The sequence below is a fragment of the Stenotrophomonas sp. 10N36 genome (genome assembly GCF_056395005.1).
This window is the reverse complement of record NZ_JBFTIS010000013.1, coordinates 57586-73511: the sequence shown is the minus strand read 5'-3', so window position 1 is coordinate 73511 and position 15926 is coordinate 57586. Positions and strand designations below refer to the sequence as shown.

The following is a 15926-nucleotide window of genomic DNA, read 5'->3' as shown; positions in this document are numbered from 1 at the left end:
CCCATGCCCCGTGGTGACAAATCCAGCTACACCGACAAGCAGAAGCGTCAGGCCGAACATATCGAAGAAAGCGAGAAGGATGAGGGCCGCAGCGAAGCCGCGGCCGAAAGGATCGCCTGGGCCACCGTCAACAAGCAGGATGGCGGTGGCAAGAAGGGAGGGGGAACCAGGAAGGCAACGAAGAAGACGGCGAAGAAGGCAACGACCAAGAAGGCCGTGAAGAAGGCTCCAACGAAGAAGACGGCGAAAAAGGCAACGACCAAGAAGGCCGTGAAGAAGTCTGCAACGAAGAAGGCGGCGAAGAAGACAGCGGCCAAGAAGGCCACGAAGAAGGCTGCAACGAAGAAGGCGGCGAAAAAGGCAACGACCAAGAAGGCCGTGAGAAAGTCTGCAGCGAAGAAGGTTGCGAAGAAGACAACGACCGGGAAGGCCACGAAGAAGGCCGCAACCAAGAAGGCGGCGAAGAAGACAACGGCCAGGAAGGCCGCGAAGAAGACGCCAGCCCAGTAGGCCGCAATACGCGTGCTGCGCCCGCTGCCCCCTCATGGGGCAGCGTTGGCGTTGCGGACAGGTGATCGGCGATACTCCGCCATTGCCGCAGGAAGCGGCCATCGAAGGGGTACGTCATGATGAAACCTGCACGCGCATGGGCCACGCTGGTCTTGCTGATGCCGTTGATGGCGCTTGCACAGGACATCCCTGCGACGCCCCCGACCCCGACACCGTTGAGCGCCGCCGATACCGCAGCCGCGCTGTCGCGTGCCGAACGGCTGGGCAAGGCGATCTTCCTGCAGGATCTCGCCGCCGAGCGCGCGACCGATGCAATACGGGCCAAGTACCGCGCCTTCGGCAAGGACACGCGGGTACGCGGCTGGATTACCGAGGAACATGACGGGCAGTACCGGGTCAGTTACATCGACGCGACCCCCGCCGTGCTGTACCGCATCGAGATGGCGGCCGACGGCACGCCCGCAGGCGAGGTCCAGGTACTGTCCGAGCCGGCGCCGCTGAGCGCCTATGAAACCGCCGCCGCAACGGCGCGCAGCCTGGCGATGACCGCACAGGTGGCGCCATGCGCCAAGACCTACAACAGCGTCGCGCTGCCCGAAGGCGATGGACGCTGGGCGGTCTATCTGCTGCCGGCAACCACCTTGCCGAACGTGGTGCCACTGGGCGGCAGCCACCGGCTGGACATCGCCGACGGGCGGATCACGGCAAGCCGTGGCTTCACCCGCACCTGCATCCAGCTGGGCCGGACGCCGTCAAAGCGGGGCGTCACGGTGGTTGGCATGATGGTGACGCATCTGCTGGACCCGACCCCCACCGAGGTCCATGTGTACTGGAGCCTGTGGGCACGCACGCCGATGTACGTCGCGACGACCGACGGCCAGCTCTGGGAGATCCGCGAGGGCCGCATCCACAAGCGCGATGACGTGGCCCAGGCGCCCGCCTCCGGGAGCTGAGCTGCCGCGTCATCAGGGCGCGGCACGCGTTGTGCGGCGACCGCCCCCCCTGCTTGGCTCATCGCGCTGTGTGCGCCGGTGGTGGTATCGGTGCGGCGGCGGGCCGGGCGGGCAGCACCACCGACTGCATGCGTTTGATCGCCGAGATCGGCACCGCTTCGGCACGCTGCTGCTGCGGCCACCACAGGAATACGAACCCGGTGCTGCTGCCGAGCAGGCGCGCGGTACCGGGCAACGCGGCGGTATCGCCTGCCAGATGCACGGTGACCGCGCTGCCCTGCCCGCTTTGGCGGATGTTCTCGGCCTTGTCCAGGGAGTAGATGGCCGCTCCCAGCGCCATGAAGAACGCCACCGCCATGCACACACCCGTGAGTGGCCGCATGCCCGACATGTCCCAACTGGTCAGCGCCGAACGCGAAAACAGCACCCGCCAGCCCCAGTGCCGCGCCCGCAGTGCGTCCACCCGGGCCGGGTTGCGTCGGCGCAGCGTGTCCGGCCAACCGACCAGGATCGCCAGCAGGGCGCCGCCCGCCAGGATCGCCGCGTACGCCGGATCGCGCAGGCCGGCGACCAGGAAGTCGCTGACCTGCAGGTAGTCCAGGATCGACAGCTGGAAACCGCGGTAGAAAAAGTAGCTGGACCACAGCCCCAGCAGCGACAGCAGCACGTACCCGGCGCTGACGATCAACGCCGGCTCCTGTCGCAGCAGCCGCCACACCACCATTACCACCGAATCCTCGTTGCCCTGCACCACCGGCAGCACCGACCAGTCGGTGGGCGGCGCGCTACCCGCGGCAGGCACCGGGTCGGTGGTGAGGTGTGCGATGGCCGGCACATCGCCGTGGATGTCGCCTGATTCGGTGGTGTGCATGAAGCCCCCTGTGCGTGGCCAGAGCATCACCGAAATCGGCGGTCCACGGAAGACCCCACGCCGCTCGACAGGGCGGTGGCACATGGCTTGCATCGCCTCTCAAGCCGCCCAGACCACGCCCCTTTACCAAGGCGCGCCGGCCGGGCATCAGATTCGGCGCTGCCGGCCGATATCCGCTGGGTGGTGAAAAGGGGAAGCCGGGGGCGCGCCCATGCGCATGCTGCCAGCGTTGATCGTGGATTGATTCAGGGGATTGCATGTCCGTTTCTAATTTGGCCCATCCGCTGCTGCGGGTGCTGGCATGGCTTGTCCTGTTGGCAGGCGCGGCGGGAGCGGTGCAGGCCGCACCGGTGGAGGTGGTGTTCAGCAGCAACACCGGCGTCGGCACCACCTACGCGCAGGATGGCCAGGGCGGTTCGGCCGATGTGCCCGGCCTGACCCTGCAGGTGTACAACAGCAGCGATGCGGCAGGCACGCCTGTCGCGGGCATGACCTGGAAGGACAACACCTGGCTGTCCAGCGATGACGGCACCTGGTCAGGCCTGACCCACACCGAGCAGGACGGTCGTATCGGGATGGTGATCCGCTCGGCCAACGGCAGCAACTTCTCGATCACCTCGTTCCGCTATTACAACTGGGGCGAGAACACCAGCGTCAATTACATGGTGGAAGGCTACCGCGACGGCGCCCTGGTGGGTACGCGCGGGTTCTCGATCCCGGCGCCGCTCCGCGTTCCGCTCAAGGTGAGCCTGTTCCCGGCGGCCTTCCGCAACGTCGATGAAATCCGCATCCGTCTCATCAGCGGCGGTGCCGATCCGGGCCTGCGCACCTGGCATTCGATCAACAACATCATCGTGGAAGCGATCAACACCGCGCCCACCGACCTTGCCCTGACCGCCACCGCGCTCAACCAGAGCGCCGGTACGAACGCCGTGGTCGGCACCCTGAGCACCACCGATGCCGATGTGGGCGATGCATTCACCTACAGCCTGGTCAGCGGCGCCGGCGACACCGCCAATGCACAGTTCAACATCGCCGGCGACGCGCTGCGCGCCACTAACGCGGCCAGCCTCGCCACCGGCAACCACAGCGTGCGCGTGCGCAGCACCGACAGCGGCGGTGCCAGTACCGAGAAGGCATTCACCCTCGCCGTGGTCGACCACCTGGCGCCCAGCGTGAGCAGCATGGCAGTGCTGGGGACGCCTGCGGCCACCGCTACCAGCGTGACCTGGCAGGTGAACTTCAGCGAGCCGGTGCTCAACGTGGCCACCAGTGACTTCAGCCTGACCGGCACCGGTTCGGCCGCCGCGGTCGTCCGTTCGGTCAGCGGCGCGGGCAGCGACACCCTCAACGTGGTGGTCGACAGCATCGGCGGCAACGGCACGCTGCGGCTGGATCTGAACGCGGCCTCGGGCATCCGCGACGGCGCCGGCAACACCAGCGTGGCCGCCTACAGCGCGGGCGCCTCGCATATCGTGGCCATTCCCACCGCGCCGGGCGCACCCGCGATGGGCGCAGCCACCCCGGGCAATGGCCAGGTATCGGTGGCCTTCACCGCACCGGCCAGCGACGGCGGTTCGGCGATCACCACTTACACCGTGACGTCTTCCCCGGGCGGTTTCACCGCCAGCGGCGCGGCCTCGCCGCTGGTCGTCACCGGGCTGGCCAACGGCACCGCCTACGCCTTCACCGTCACCGCCACCAATGCCACCGGCACCAGCGTCGCCTCGGCCGCCTCGTCGGCGGTAACGCCGAAGGGCACCCAGACCATTGCCTTTGGCAATCCGGGTACGCAGACCTTCGGTACCGCGCCCACCGTGACGGCGACCAGCAGCGCCGGCCTGCCGGTCAGCTTTACGTCCGCCACCACCGGCGTGTGCACCATCACCAGCGGCGGCACCTTGACCTTCGCCAGCAGCGGCAGCTGCAGCATCCACGCCGACCAGGGCGGCGATGGCAGCGTCGAAGCGGCGTCGCAGGTTACCCAGACCTTCACCGTGGCGGCCGTAGTGCCCGGTGCGCCCAACGTCGGTACCGCCACCGCAGGCGATACCCAGGCCACGGTGCGCTTCACCGCACCGGCCACCACCGGCGGTGCGGCGATCAGCGGCTACACGGTGACCGCGCAGCCGGGCGGCATCACCGCCACCGGGGCCGGCGCACCGATCACGCTGACCGGCCTGACCAACGGCATCACCTACACCTTCACCGTGACGGCGACCAACAGTGCCGGTACCGGCGGGGCCTCGGGCGCCTCCAACGCGATCACCCCGGCCGCCGCCCAGGCCATCACCTTCAACAACCCGGGCGCGCAGAATTTCGGCACCACGCCGACGCTGACGGCGTCGTCCGACGCCGGGCTGACCCCGACCTTCACTTCCACCACCACCGGGGTCTGCACGATCACCAGCAGTGGTGCGCTGACCTTCCTCACTGCGGGCACCTGCGGCATCGCGGCCAATCAGCCCGGCAACAGCAGCTTCCTGCCGGCCCCGACCGTGTCGCAGACGTTCCAGGTCAATGCGGTCGCCCCCGGTGCACCGCTGATCGGCACGGCCACGCCCTCGGGCACCGGCGAGATCGAGGTGCGCTTCACCGCGCCGGCCTTCACTGGCGGCAGCGCGATCTCCGGCTACACGGTGACCGCCGTTCCCGGCGGTATCACCGCCACCGGTGCGGGCAGCCCGATCAAGGTGACCGGCCTTACCGTCGGCCTGTCCTACACCTTCACCGTCACCGCCACCAACGGCGCGGGCACCGGCAGCGCATCGGCGGCGTCCAATGCCGCCGTCGCCGCCGAAGCGATCGTCGCCCATCCGTCCACTGCGGTGGTGGCCTACGGCACGGCCACGTCGATTCCGTTGGACATCGGCGGCATCGCCAGCAACGTGAGCGTGACCACCGCCGCTACCCACGGCGTCGCGGCCATCAATGGCACCCAGGTCACCTACACGCCCCATGCCGGCTATGCCGGCCCGGATGCCTTCACCTATCGCGCCACCGACGGCCACACCACCTCCGCGGCAGCCGTGGTGAGCATCACCGTGTCGCCGCCCACGCTCAGCCTGGCAGCCACCCCGCTGGCCGCCGGCACGGGCGGCAGCAGCTACCAGCAAACGCTGACCACTACCGGTGGCGCCGCGCCCTACCATTATCAGGCGCTTGCCGCGCTGCCGGCCGGCATCACCCTGGCGAGCACCGGTGAATTCAGCGGCACGCCGACCACCGCCGGCAGTTACAGCATTCCCGTGCAGGTGACCGACAGCAGCACCGGCACCGGGCCGTTCACGAGCACCCGCAGCTATACGCTGGTGATCGCCGCCCCGCAGATCGCCTTCACCCTGCCCAGCCTGCCGCAACCGTTCACCGCGGCGTCCTACAACCAGCGCCTGCAGGTATCCGGTGGTGTGGCGCCGTATACGTTCGCCGTTACCGGCGGCGTGCTGCCGGCTGGCCTGTCCCTGGCCAGCGACGGCCTGCTGTCGGGCATGGCCACGGCCGCTGGCAGCCATGCCTTCGATGTGACCGTGACCGACGCCAATGGCTTCACCGCCCGCCAGTCCTACACGCTGGTGGTGATCGAAGCGCTGCAGCAGATCGATACGTTCGTGGCCAACCCGACCGCGCCCACCTTCAGCGTGGACGGCCGCTTCTCGGTCTCGGCCAGCGGGGGTGCGTCCGGCAATCCGGTGGTGTTCGCCACCACCACGCCCGCGGTGTGCCGCGTGGACGGCAGCAGCGTACTGATGCTGGCCGCCGGGCGCTGCAGCCTGACCGCCAACCAGGCCGGCAACGCGCAGTACCAGGCCGCCCCCCAGGCCGTGCTCGAGGTGGACATCACCGCCGCCGTGCCGGTGCTGCAGTGGCCGCAGGAGCTGCAGAAGCTGTACGGGCAGGCCGACTTCGACCTGGTCGATCCGGCCAGCCTGAGCCGCGGCACCTTCAGCTACAGCAGCAGTGCACCGAACGTGGCCAGCGTGCAGGGGCGCACCGTCACCCTGCACGGTGAAGGCGTGGCGATCATCACCGTCACCCAGGCCGCCGCCGGTGGCTTCGGCATCGGCACCGCGCAGCTGCGCCTGACCGTCACCCAGCGCCCCGATCCGACCCGCGACCCGGGCGTGGTCGCCGGCGTGCAGGCGCAGGTGGATGCCAGCGTGCGCTTCGCCAGTGCGCAGCAGTCCAACATCCGCGATCGCCTGCGCCAGGTGCGCAGTGGCGACAACAGCTCCCGCAACCAGCTGACGCTCGGCTATGCCGGCGGCCGCGACCGCCCCGGCCTGGCCCTGCCGCTGGCCCCGATGCAGGCTGCGCCGTGGCCGTCCCTGCCCACCGGCTGGGGCCTATGGGCCTCGGGCAGTGCCACCTTCGGCGATGGGGACCGCAGCAGCAGCTACGCCTTCCACTCCGACGGTCTCACCCTCGGCCTGGACCGCGCCGTCGGTGAGCGTCTGCTGCTGGGCGTGGCGGCCAGCCTGGCGCGCAACGACAGCGAGATGGACGGCAGCGATTCGCGCGTGGAAGGCAAGCAGCATTCGCTGGCCGCCTACGGCCTGTGGCGCAGCGGCGAACACCTGTTCGTCGACGGCGTCATCGCCAGCGGCGCGCTGGACTTCGCTACCCGCCGCTGGAGCAACGATGCGGACGCCTTCGCACGCGGCAGCCGCGATGGTGACCAGTGGTTCGGTTCGCTGGCCTTTGGCTACGAGCACCGCAACGCCGGCATGACCCTCACCGGCTACGGCCGCGTGGAAGCCAGCCGCACCACGCTCGATGCCTACCGTGAGACCGGCCTGGATCTGTACGACCTCGACTACCGCCGCCAGGTGGTGCGCAACAGCGCGGTCGCACTGGGCCTTGAAGGTGCCTACCTGGCAGGCGATGGCGAAGGACGCGTGCGCCCGTTCTGGAACATCGAGTACCGCCTGGCAATGGACGACAAGGGCGCGGCCTACCTCAACTACGTGGTGGGTCCGCGCGCGCAGGACTATCGCCTGGACATGCACAGCTACAACGACAATGCCCTGTCGATTGCCGCCGGCATGGACGTGCGCCTGGATCGTGGCTGGTTGCTGTCGCTGCTGCTGGGCCATGAGCAGACGCGCGGCTCCAGCCGTGCCAGCAGCGTGGGATTGCGTGTGAGTTATGGCGGTGCCGGTGCTGCGGCCGACGCACTGCAGGGTCGCGATCTGGACCACGCCGCCGGTACGGCACAGCGCTGCCCGCCGCGTCGCTGCGGAACCGGTAACGCCGCCGCGAAGTAACACGCGGCGGTGGCAGACCGGCCGATCCTGCATGGGATCGGTCGGTCGATGGGTCAGCGATGGGATCAGCGAACCGGTCGGTTTGCGCAAGTCCCCCCATGCCGGACCCGTTCCAACGCGATACCCCCGACCTGGGCGCGGCCCCTGTAACAGCGGGTCTGTGCGCGCAGGAGAATCACACGCGCGTAGCGCCGACCGTTGGTCGGCCTCCATCAACGTCCGGCGATCGCGCGTAGAGCCGACCGTTGGTCGGCTTCCGGCAACGCCCGGCGATCACGCGTAGAGCCGACCGTTGGTCGGCTTCCATCAACACCCGGCGATCACGCGTAGAGCCGACCGTTGGTCGGCTTCCGGCAACGCCCGGCGATTGCGCGTAGAGCCGACCGTTGGTCGGCTTCCGGCAACGCCCGGCGATCGCGCGTAGAGCCGACCGTTGGTCGGCTTCCATCAACGCCCGGCGATCACGCGTAGAGCCGACCGTTGGTCGGCTCCCATCAACGCCCGGCGATCACGCGTAGAGCCGACCGTTGGTCGGCTTCCGGCAACGCCCGGCGATCACGCGTAGAGCCGACCGTTGGTCGGCTTCCATCAACGCCCGGCGATCGCGCGTAGAGCCGACCGTTGGTCGGCTTCCATCAACGCCCGGCGATCACGCGTAGAGCCCACCGTTGGTCGGCTTCCATCAACGCCCGGCGATCGCGCGTAGAGCCGACCGTTGGTCGGCTTCCGGCAACGCCCGGCGATACCAACGTAAGTCATCCCAAGATCGCGCCAGGCGTGTACGCCAAGGGCGTCACCACCAACGGTGGTGACCTACCGTGTTGGGGCGGAGCGCCAAAAAAGAAGGCCCTGCGCAAGCAGGGCCTTTTCATTGCCACCCCGGCGCCACGCTGCCGGGGCAGCGCGACGTGCGGGGGCGCGGGGCACTAGGCCGCGCGGCGGGCAACCACGGTCCGGGTGCCCTGCTCCAGCTTGAACACCGCCACCGATTCACTCAGCGCGTGCGCCTGTTCTTCCAGCGCGCGGCTGGCCGCGGTGGCTTCTTCCACCAGCGCCGCGTTCTGCTGCGTCACCTGGTCCATCTGCACCACCACCTGGTTCACCTGCTCGATGCCGGCGGCCTGTTCCTTGGTGGCCGCGGCGATGTCGCTCATCAGCTGGTTGGTACGCGAGCTGGCCTGGGTCAACCGGGCAATCGCTGCTTCGGATTCCACGGTCACGCTCAACCCGGTCTTGACCTTGTCGCTGGCCTCACCGATCAGGTCTTTGATCTCCTTGGCCGCCGTACCGGCGCGCTGTGCGAGCGTACGCACTTCACTGGCGACCACCGCAAAACCGCGCCCGTTTTCACCGGCACGCGCAGCCTCGACGGCAGCGTTGAGTGCCAGGATGTTGGTCTGGAAGGCGATGCCGTCGATCACCGAGGAAATCTCGGAGATGCGCGCGGAGGATTTGTCGATCTCGCTCATCACCGTGGCCATCTGCGCGATCGCCTGCTCGGTGGCGCGCACGGCCACGCCGGACGCATGCGCTTCCTGGTCGGCCTGGCTGGCCAGCTCGGCGTTCTGGCGCACGGTGGAGGTCAGCTCTTCCATCGAGGCGGCGGCCTCTTCCAGGTTGGCGGCCTGCTGCTCGGTGCGACGCGACAGGTCGTTGTGGCCGGCCGCCAGTTCCTGCGCGGCGTCGTTGATGCTGCCGGCGGCGCCCTGGATCTGCTGCACGATACCGGTCAGCTGCGCCGCGGTGACGTTGGCATCGTCGCGCATCTGCGCGAACACACCTTCGTAATGGCCTTCCATGCGCGAGGTGAGGTCACCGGTGGAAATGGCGCGCAGCACCTGCGACAGATCGGCGATGCTCGACTGCGAGCTGGCCATCATGCCGTTGAGGTTGGCCACCATGGCGCGGAACTGGAACTGGAACGCAGCTTCGTCGCCACGCACCGAGAAGTCACCGGCGCGCGCGGCGCTGGCCAGCGTGTCGATCTGCTGGTTGATCGCCATCAGGCTGCTCTTGACCGTGGCCATGGTGCGGGTCAGCAGTGCCTTCTCACCCGGGTAGCTGTCCAGGTCGCGGCTGAGGTCGCCGATGGCGTAGTCCTGCATCACATCGACCATGTGCGACTGCACGGCCACGTGCGAGCCCACCAGTTCGTTGGTGGCACGCAGCATGTGCCCGTAATCGCCCGGCAGCGCCGCAGCGTCCATCCGGTAGCTGATCGCACCGGCTTCGTGCTGCTGCGCCATCTGCAGCTGCGCGGTGATGGCGGCCTGCACGTTCTGGCGCACGCTGCCCATGGCGTTGCCCAGCAGGGTGAGCTCGTCGCGGCCGCCCAGGCGGAAATCCTGGTCCAGCTCGCCACGGGCCATGCGGTCGGCCAGGCCCACCGCGCGAGCCAGCGGCCCGGTCAGGCTGCGCCCGATCAGGATCGAGGCGGCAATGCCGACCAGCAGTGCGATGCCACCGAGCACCAGCAACTGCAGCAGGGTGCGCTCGCCCAGGCGGATCGCCTCGGCCGCGGCCTCGCGGCTTTCCTTCTCTTCATAGGCCACGCCATTGGCCAGCGCCTTGTTCCAGCCGTTGGCCGCTTCCTGCACCGGGCCCAGGGTCAGGGCGACGGCGCCGGGGAAATCGCCTTGTTCCATCAGCTCGCTGGTCTGCTTGTTGAGCGGGCGCGCGGTGGCGCGCCTGGCCGCGATCTGCTCGCCGATCGCCTTGCCCTCGGCATCGGTGGGCAGCGCCTGGTAGGCGGTCCAGCTGGCCTCGTAGCGCTTGACCAGCGCGGCGATGCGCGCCTCGTCGGCCTCGCGCTCCTGGCCCTGGCGGATCAGCATTTCACGACGCACCACCATCATCTGGTTGTTCGCATCGAGCATCTCCGACAGCAGCCGCACTTTGGCGACGCCAACCTCGACCACCTGCTGCATCGCGTGCTTCTGCACCGCGCTGCCGGTGGCGCCGGTGGCCACCACGGCCGCCACCAGCAACAACAACAGGCCAAAGCCCATACCAAGACGCCAGACGACTCTGACGTTACGCAAAAAATCCATGGGGACATCCAAGAACGTGGGGGGTGAGGGGGTATCGGCCCACGCCCGGGCGATCTTGATCACGCTTTCTTAACGGAATGGCTCCCATTCACCTTGGAGCGGACGCGCCGGGGTTATCCRGATGCTCCCACGCGATTCTCACGGCGTCGCACGCCTGGATCAGGTCCAGCACCAACCGTTCGCTTACATCCAGTTCGCCTTCGTACTCGGCAATGTTGCGTTGCTGGTGGCACTTGTCCAGCACCCGCCACACCTCGGGCCCCGCGCCCAGGGTATGCGGCAGTGTCTGAAAAACGATATAGCGGTGCGACGGACGAAAACCCTGCCGCCGCAGTGCAGCCAGGCAGAGCGCGTGGGCCGCGTTGTACGCCAGGTCGAAGCGGCCCTCCAGGGACAGCGTTGTGTTGCGCGCATCCTGCAGGCGAGCCACGCCTGACCGTCGCAACCCCTCGATTTCGCGTGTATCCGGGAGCTCGACGCTCAGCGGTTTACCCGGTCCGGCCAGATTCTGCAGCGCTGAGTTCATCATCTCCTCCAATGATCCAGATCTTGGGCTGTGCCAAGACCCGCATCAAGAAGGAATTTTCATCGTGAATACGCTTGGATAATTCAGCGGTTGAATAGAGCGTCGGATTCACCGGACGGCCGAGCTGCGCGTCGACGTCGTCCAGGGCCTGCATGACATCGGCATAGCCCAGCGTGTCGGACACGATAAGCAGATCGATATCGCTACGCGCCGTATCGCTACGCTTGGCGACCGAGCCATATACAAAGGCCGCCTTGACCTGTGCACGAACGGGAGCCAGCGCCTCTTGCAGCGGGCCGGCGAGGCCCACCGTCTTCTGCACGATCGCCACCAGCTCGTCGTGAAGCGGTGAATCCACATTGGCCTGATAGCGCTTCTGATTGCCCGAGCGCCTGAGCGTGACCAAACCTGCGGCGGCCAACTTGGCCAGTTCGCGCTGCACTGCACCGGACCCGGCGCCGATCGCCGAGATCAATTCGGCAACGCCGAACTCGCGCCGCGGTTGACCAAATATCAGGCCGAGTACGCGCTGCTGTGTCTGCGTAAACAGCGCATCGGCCAGACCCATCGGGCGGTCGGCTACGCGGGCGGCTGGATTGGATTTCATACCCATATTGGGTACGTTAATACCCAGATTGGGTATATGCAAGCAGGACCGCGCCTGTGGCAGTGACAGAACCGAAAAAGCCCCGCTTTCGCGGGGCTCCTTCGTGTATCTGCCTGGTGCGGTGGCGGTGCCAAGCAGTGCTCGGCACTACCGGGTTGCTCAGGCGAACGGGTCCTGCAGGACCATGGTGTGGTCGCGGTCCGGGCCGGTGGAGACGATGCTGACCGGGCAGCCGGCCAGCTCTTCCAGCGCGCGCAGGTAGGCGCGGGCGGCCGGCGGCAGGTCGTCCCAGTTGGTGATGCCGTGGGTGTTCTCGGTCCAGCCCGGGAACTCCAGGTACACCGGGGTGCACTCTTCCCAGCCCTGCGCGTCCAGCGGGGCGTATTCGGTGCGCTTGCCGCGGTATTCGTAGGCGATGCAGACCTTCAGCTTTTCCATGCCGTCCAGCACGTCCAGCTTGGTGATGCACAGGCCGCTGATGCCGTTGATGGCCACGGCGCGCTTGAGCGCGACGATGTCCATCCAGCCGCAGCGACGCGGACGGCCGGTCGAGGCGCCGTACTCGGCACCGCGGTCGCGGATGCCCTGGCCGACTTCATCGTCCAGCTCGGTCGGGAACGGACCACCGCCGACGCGGGTGGCGTAGGCCTTGGCGATACCCAGCACGTAGTCGATCGCGTCCGCGCCCACGCCGGCACCGGCCAGCGCGCCGCCCACGGTGGTGTTGGAGCTGGTGACGTACGGGTAGGTGCCGTGGTCGATGTCCAGCAGTGCGCCCTGGGCGCCTTCGAACAGCACGCGCTTACCCTGCTTGCGCAGGTCGTGCAGGATGCCGGCAACGTCGGACTTCATCGGCTCGACGTACTCGCCGAAGGCCAGGGCTTCGTCGTAGGTCTTCTGGAAGTCGACCGCGTCGGTCTTGAGGTAATTGGTCAGCACGAAGTTGTGGTAATCCAGCGCGGTGCGCAGGAGTTCTTCCAGCTGGGCCGGGTAATGCAGGTCGGCGATGCGGATACCGCGACGCGCCACCTTGTCTTCATACGCCGGGCCGATGCCACGGCCGGTGGTGCCGATCGCCTTGCCGCCGGCAGCGCGTTCGCGCGCCTGGTCCAGGGCGATGTGGTACGGCATGATCAGCGGCGCGGCCGGGGAGATCTTCAGGCGCGAACGCACTTCCACGCCGGAGGTTTCCAGCTCGGCGATTTCCTTCTGCAGCGCAGCCGGGGAGATCACCACGCCGTTGCCGATCAGGCACAGCGCGTCGGCACGCAGGATGCCCGACGGGATCAGGTGCAGCACGGTCTTCTTGCCATTGATGACAAGCGTGTGGCCGGCATTGTGGCCGCCCTGGAAACGTACTACGGCACCGATTTCCTCGGTGAGCAGATCGACGATCTTGCCCTTGCCTTCATCGCCCCACTGGGCACCAAGCACTACGACAGACTGACCCATGACGGGCTCCTCATATGTTGCGGCCATCGGGGCCGCGGACGGGTAAACCGTGGCGGGGCTGGCCAGCGCGGTGATGGCGGCTCCAAACGGGGAGCGGCCGGCGATGGAAGGCCCAGACACGGAAAAAGCCGAACGGGGAGGCCCGTCCGGCTTTTTTGCATTATCCGGGTTTCCTTGGGCAGGTGCCACCCCGCTGGAGGCGGGCGTTGGCAACCGGTCAGGACCAGGCACCTTAGCGCCGGTCCCTGCCCCGCGGCTGACCCGATCCGGTAGTGCCGGCCGCTGGCCGGCTCCTCAGCCAAGGTCGGAAGCCGGGCAGAGCCCGGCGCTACGTGTGTCGGAGCCACCACAGCGTGGTCAGCCCGGCCAGCAGGATCACCCCGCCCCAGGTGCGCAGCGTGGCGCTGCGCAGCATCAGCAGGTGTTCGGCCATGCGCTTCCAGGCCAGCGGGGCGGCGAACAGGAACAGGCCTTCGAGCACGGCCACCAGGCACAGGGCCGAGAACAACTCTTTCATGACATCTCCACCAACAAAACGGGGACCCGGTCTGCACCGGGTCCCCGTGGGTTACCTGCCGCCTGCGGCCTCAGCGATCGCTCTTGAGGTACTGCAGGAACGGGTCGTTCTTGTCGAGCACGATCACGCCATTGCCGTCGGCCATCGAGCCACGATAGGCCTCCAGGCTGCGGTAGAAGGCGTAGAACGACGGGTCGGCCGAGCCGGCCTTGCCGTAGATGCGCGCGGCTTCGGCATCGCCGACACCGCGCAGCTGCTGTGCATCGCGCTCGGCTTCGGCCACGATCACCGTGCTGTCGCGGTCGGCCTGGGCACGGATGGTCAGCGACTGCTCCTCACCCTCTGCACGCAGCTTGGCCGCTTCCTGCTTGCGCTGGGCGCGCATGCGCTCGTACACATCGTTGATCACCTGGCTGTCGGTGGGCAGGTCGATCTGCTTGATGCGCAGGTCGATGATCTGCATGCCGAGGCCCTTCACCGCTTCGTTGATGCCGGTCAACTGCCCGGCAATCAGCTCGCTGCGGTCACCGGACACCAGCTGCTGCAGCGAGCGCGAGTTGATCTGGTTGCGCAGCGAGTCGGTGATGATCGGGGCCAGGCGCGCATCGGCCACGCTGGCATCGCCACCGGTGGCACGGTAGTAATCGCGCACGTTGGAGATGTACCCGATGGCGAAGAAGTCGACGCTGACGTCCTTCTGCTCGGCGGTGAAGTAACGCGCCGGCGCGGTGGCCAGCACCTGGAAGCGGCGGTCGAACACCCGCACCGTTTCCACCAGCGGCACCTTGAAGTGCAGGCCCGGCTTGATGTCGGCACGGACCACCTTGCCCAGGTTGAGCACCATCGCGGTCTGGTCTTCACGGACCACGTATACCGAGCCCAACAGGCCCAGCAGGGCGGCCACGGCCAGCCCGATCCAAAGGGAACTCTTCATCGGCTGACTCCTTCACGACCGGTGGGGCGGGTGGTCGGGCGTTCGGTGTTGCGCACGCCATCCACCGGCGTGCTGGCCGGCAGCGACGGCAGCATCACTTCCGGGGTCACGGCCGGTGCGGCCGGTGCGGCAGCGCCGCGGGTGTCGCCGGGCATCGGCACGTAGATCAGCTGGCGGCCATCGCCCCCGATGATCTTGCGGTTCTGGCCGAGCACCTGCTGCACGGTTTCCAGCCACAGGCGCTTGCGGGTGACTTCCGGGGCGTCCTTGTACTGGGCCTGCAGCAGGGTGAAGCGTTCGGCGTCACCCTCGGCCTTGGCCACGGCGGCCTGCTTGTAACCTTCGGCCGTGGTGCGGGCACGCGAGGCCTGGCCGCGCGCTTCGGGCACGACCTTGGCCGCGTAGGCCTGGGCTTCGTTGATCAGGCGTTCCTTGACCTGCTGGGCGCCGTTGACCTCGTCGAAGGCCGGCTTGACCTCTTCGGGCGGACGCGCGTCGGGCAGGGTCAGGCCAGTGACGGCCAGGCCGGTGCGGTAGGCCTTCAGTGCGGCCTGCAGGCGTTCCTGGGCAACCAGCGCCAGCGGGCCGCGGTTGTTGAGGACGGCGTTGAGGTCGGCACGGCCCACCTGCTCGCGGACCGCGCTCTGCGCGGACTGCTCCAGCACCTGGTCGGCTGCCACCGTGCCAAACAGGTACAGGCGCGGGTCGTCGATGCGGTACTGCACGTTGACCGAGACGTTGACGATGTTCTCGTCACGGGTCAGCACCGGCACCTGGCTGCTGAACGTCTTGATCTGGGTGGCGTTGACCTTGGTCACCGATTCGATCGGCCAGGGCAGCTTGAAGTTGGGGCCGGGCTGCAGGATCCGCGAGAACTGGCCGAAGCGCAGGACCACGCCGCGCTGCTGTTCGCCGATCAGCTGGAAGCTGGAGAACAGCAGCAGCAGAACCACCGCGACTGCCACCCAACGCAGGATGTTGCCATCGAAGAGATCCTTGAGCGGGCCGGGAAAACCGCCCCAACCGCTGCCATTGCCGCCACCGCGCGGGCCAAACGGCCCTCGTCGGTTCTCGTCGGGACCTTGTCCGCCCTTGTTGCCGCCGGGTGTATTCCAGGCCATGCACGCTCCATCAGTGAAAGGTTGCCTGCGGGCCATTCCGCACCGTCAACCATGAATCCTGTTCGATTCTACTAGATGGGGCGGATCGGCAGGATTGGAAGGGGCAAGGGGCCAACGGGAT

Annotated in this window: 11 protein-coding genes; 3 read left to right on the top strand and 8 right to left on the bottom strand. The window is 67.7% G+C overall.

The annotated features are described in order from the left end of the window. Positions 1 to 3 precede the first annotated feature (3 nt). Entirely contained in the window at positions 4 to 510 is a 507-nt protein-coding gene (locus tag AC1DCJ_RS13680; protein WP_478071200.1) for a hypothetical protein, read from the top strand. Positions 511 to 626: 116 nt separating this feature from the next. After that, complete coding sequence (locus AC1DCJ_RS13675) at positions 627 to 1463, top strand: hypothetical protein (protein ID WP_313245303.1); 837 nt, start codon at positions 627 to 629, stop codon at positions 1461 to 1463. A gap of 58 nt (positions 1464 to 1521) precedes the next feature. Here AC1DCJ_RS13675 and AC1DCJ_RS13670 read toward each other — a convergent pair whose 3' ends face one another. Continuing rightward, positions 1522 to 2334: a hypothetical protein gene (locus AC1DCJ_RS13670; protein WP_478071199.1), complete on the bottom strand. Its 813-nt coding sequence runs from the start codon at positions 2332 to 2334 to the stop codon at positions 1522 to 1524. A gap of 257 nt (positions 2335 to 2591) precedes the next feature. Here AC1DCJ_RS13670 and AC1DCJ_RS13665 point away from each other — a divergent pair, with 257 nt between their 5' ends. Next, positions 2592 to 7598, top strand: a complete 5007-nt coding sequence (locus AC1DCJ_RS13665; protein ID WP_478071198.1) for an autotransporter domain-containing protein — start codon at positions 2592 to 2594, stop codon at positions 7596 to 7598. 926 nt (positions 7599 to 8524) lie between these two features. Here AC1DCJ_RS13665 and AC1DCJ_RS13660 read toward each other — a convergent pair. The 7 genes from AC1DCJ_RS13660 to hflK all read right to left on the bottom strand — a co-directional run bounded on the left by AC1DCJ_RS13660 (position 8525) and on the right by hflK (position 15805). Further along, positions 8525 to 10648 carry a methyl-accepting chemotaxis protein gene (locus AC1DCJ_RS13660; RefSeq protein ID WP_478071197.1) on the bottom strand — a complete coding sequence of 708 codons (2124 nt, stop codon included), beginning with the start codon at positions 10646 to 10648 and terminating at the stop codon, positions 8525 to 8527. An 88-nt stretch (positions 10649 to 10736) separates the two neighbouring features. Then, positions 10737 to 11174, bottom strand: coding sequence for a hypothetical protein (locus AC1DCJ_RS13655; protein ID WP_478071196.1), 438 nt, complete (start codon positions 11172 to 11174; stop codon positions 10737 to 10739). Next, on the bottom strand, positions 11137 to 11781 hold the full coding sequence (locus AC1DCJ_RS13650; RefSeq protein WP_428712614.1) for a transcriptional regulator: 645 nt from the start codon (positions 11779 to 11781) through the stop codon (positions 11137 to 11139). The genes AC1DCJ_RS13655 and AC1DCJ_RS13650 overlap by 38 nt, the downstream gene beginning before the upstream one ends. Before the next feature lie 159 nt (positions 11782 to 11940). Further along, positions 11941 to 13233, bottom strand: coding sequence for an adenylosuccinate synthase (locus tag AC1DCJ_RS13645; protein WP_038686937.1), 1293 nt, complete (start codon positions 13231 to 13233; stop codon positions 11941 to 11943). 328 nt (positions 13234 to 13561) lie between these two features. Further along, positions 13562 to 13750 carry a DUF2065 domain-containing protein gene (locus AC1DCJ_RS13640; protein ID WP_137191606.1) on the bottom strand — a complete coding sequence of 63 codons (189 nt, stop codon included), beginning with the start codon at positions 13748 to 13750 and terminating at the stop codon, positions 13562 to 13564. Positions 13751 to 13820: 70 nt separating this feature from the next. Further along, entirely contained in the window at positions 13821 to 14684 is an 864-nt protein-coding gene (hflC, locus tag AC1DCJ_RS13635; protein WP_038686933.1) for a protease modulator HflC, read from the bottom strand. Then, positions 14681 to 15805, bottom strand: coding sequence for an FtsH protease activity modulator HflK (gene hflK / locus AC1DCJ_RS13630; protein ID WP_038686932.1), 1125 nt, complete (start codon positions 15803 to 15805; stop codon positions 14681 to 14683). The genes hflC and hflK overlap by 4 nt, the downstream gene beginning before the upstream one ends. Positions 15806 to 15926: the final 121 nt, after the last annotated feature.

Coding starts and splice junctions, on each gene's coding strand:
- AC1DCJ_RS13680 (WP_478071200.1), top strand. CDS start 4: ATGCCCCGTGGTGACAAATCCAGCTACACCGACAAGCAGAAGCGTCAG.
- AC1DCJ_RS13675 (WP_313245303.1), top strand. CDS start 627: ATGATGAAACCTGCACGCGCATGGGCCACGCTGGTCTTGCTGATGCCG.
- AC1DCJ_RS13670 (WP_478071199.1), bottom strand. CDS start 2,334: ATGCACACCACCGAATCAGGCGACATCCACGGCGATGTGCCGGCCATC.
- AC1DCJ_RS13665 (WP_478071198.1), top strand. CDS start 2,592: ATGTCCGTTTCTAATTTGGCCCATCCGCTGCTGCGGGTGCTGGCATGG.
- AC1DCJ_RS13660 (WP_478071197.1), bottom strand. CDS start 10,648: ATGGATTTTTTGCGTAACGTCAGAGTCGTCTGGCGTCTTGGTATGGGC.
- AC1DCJ_RS13650 (WP_428712614.1), bottom strand. CDS start 11,781: ATGAAATCCAATCCAGCCGCCCGCGTAGCCGACCGCCCGATGGGTCTG.
- AC1DCJ_RS13645 (WP_038686937.1), bottom strand. CDS start 13,233: ATGGGTCAGTCTGTCGTAGTGCTTGGTGCCCAGTGGGGCGATGAAGGC.
- AC1DCJ_RS13640 (WP_137191606.1), bottom strand. CDS start 13,750: ATGAAAGAGTTGTTCTCGGCCCTGTGCCTGGTGGCCGTGCTCGAAGGC.
- hflC (WP_038686933.1), bottom strand. CDS start 14,684: ATGAAGAGTTCCCTTTGGATCGGGCTGGCCGTGGCCGCCCTGCTGGGC.
- hflK (WP_038686932.1), bottom strand. CDS start 15,805: ATGGCCTGGAATACACCCGGCGGCAACAAGGGCGGACAAGGTCCCGAC.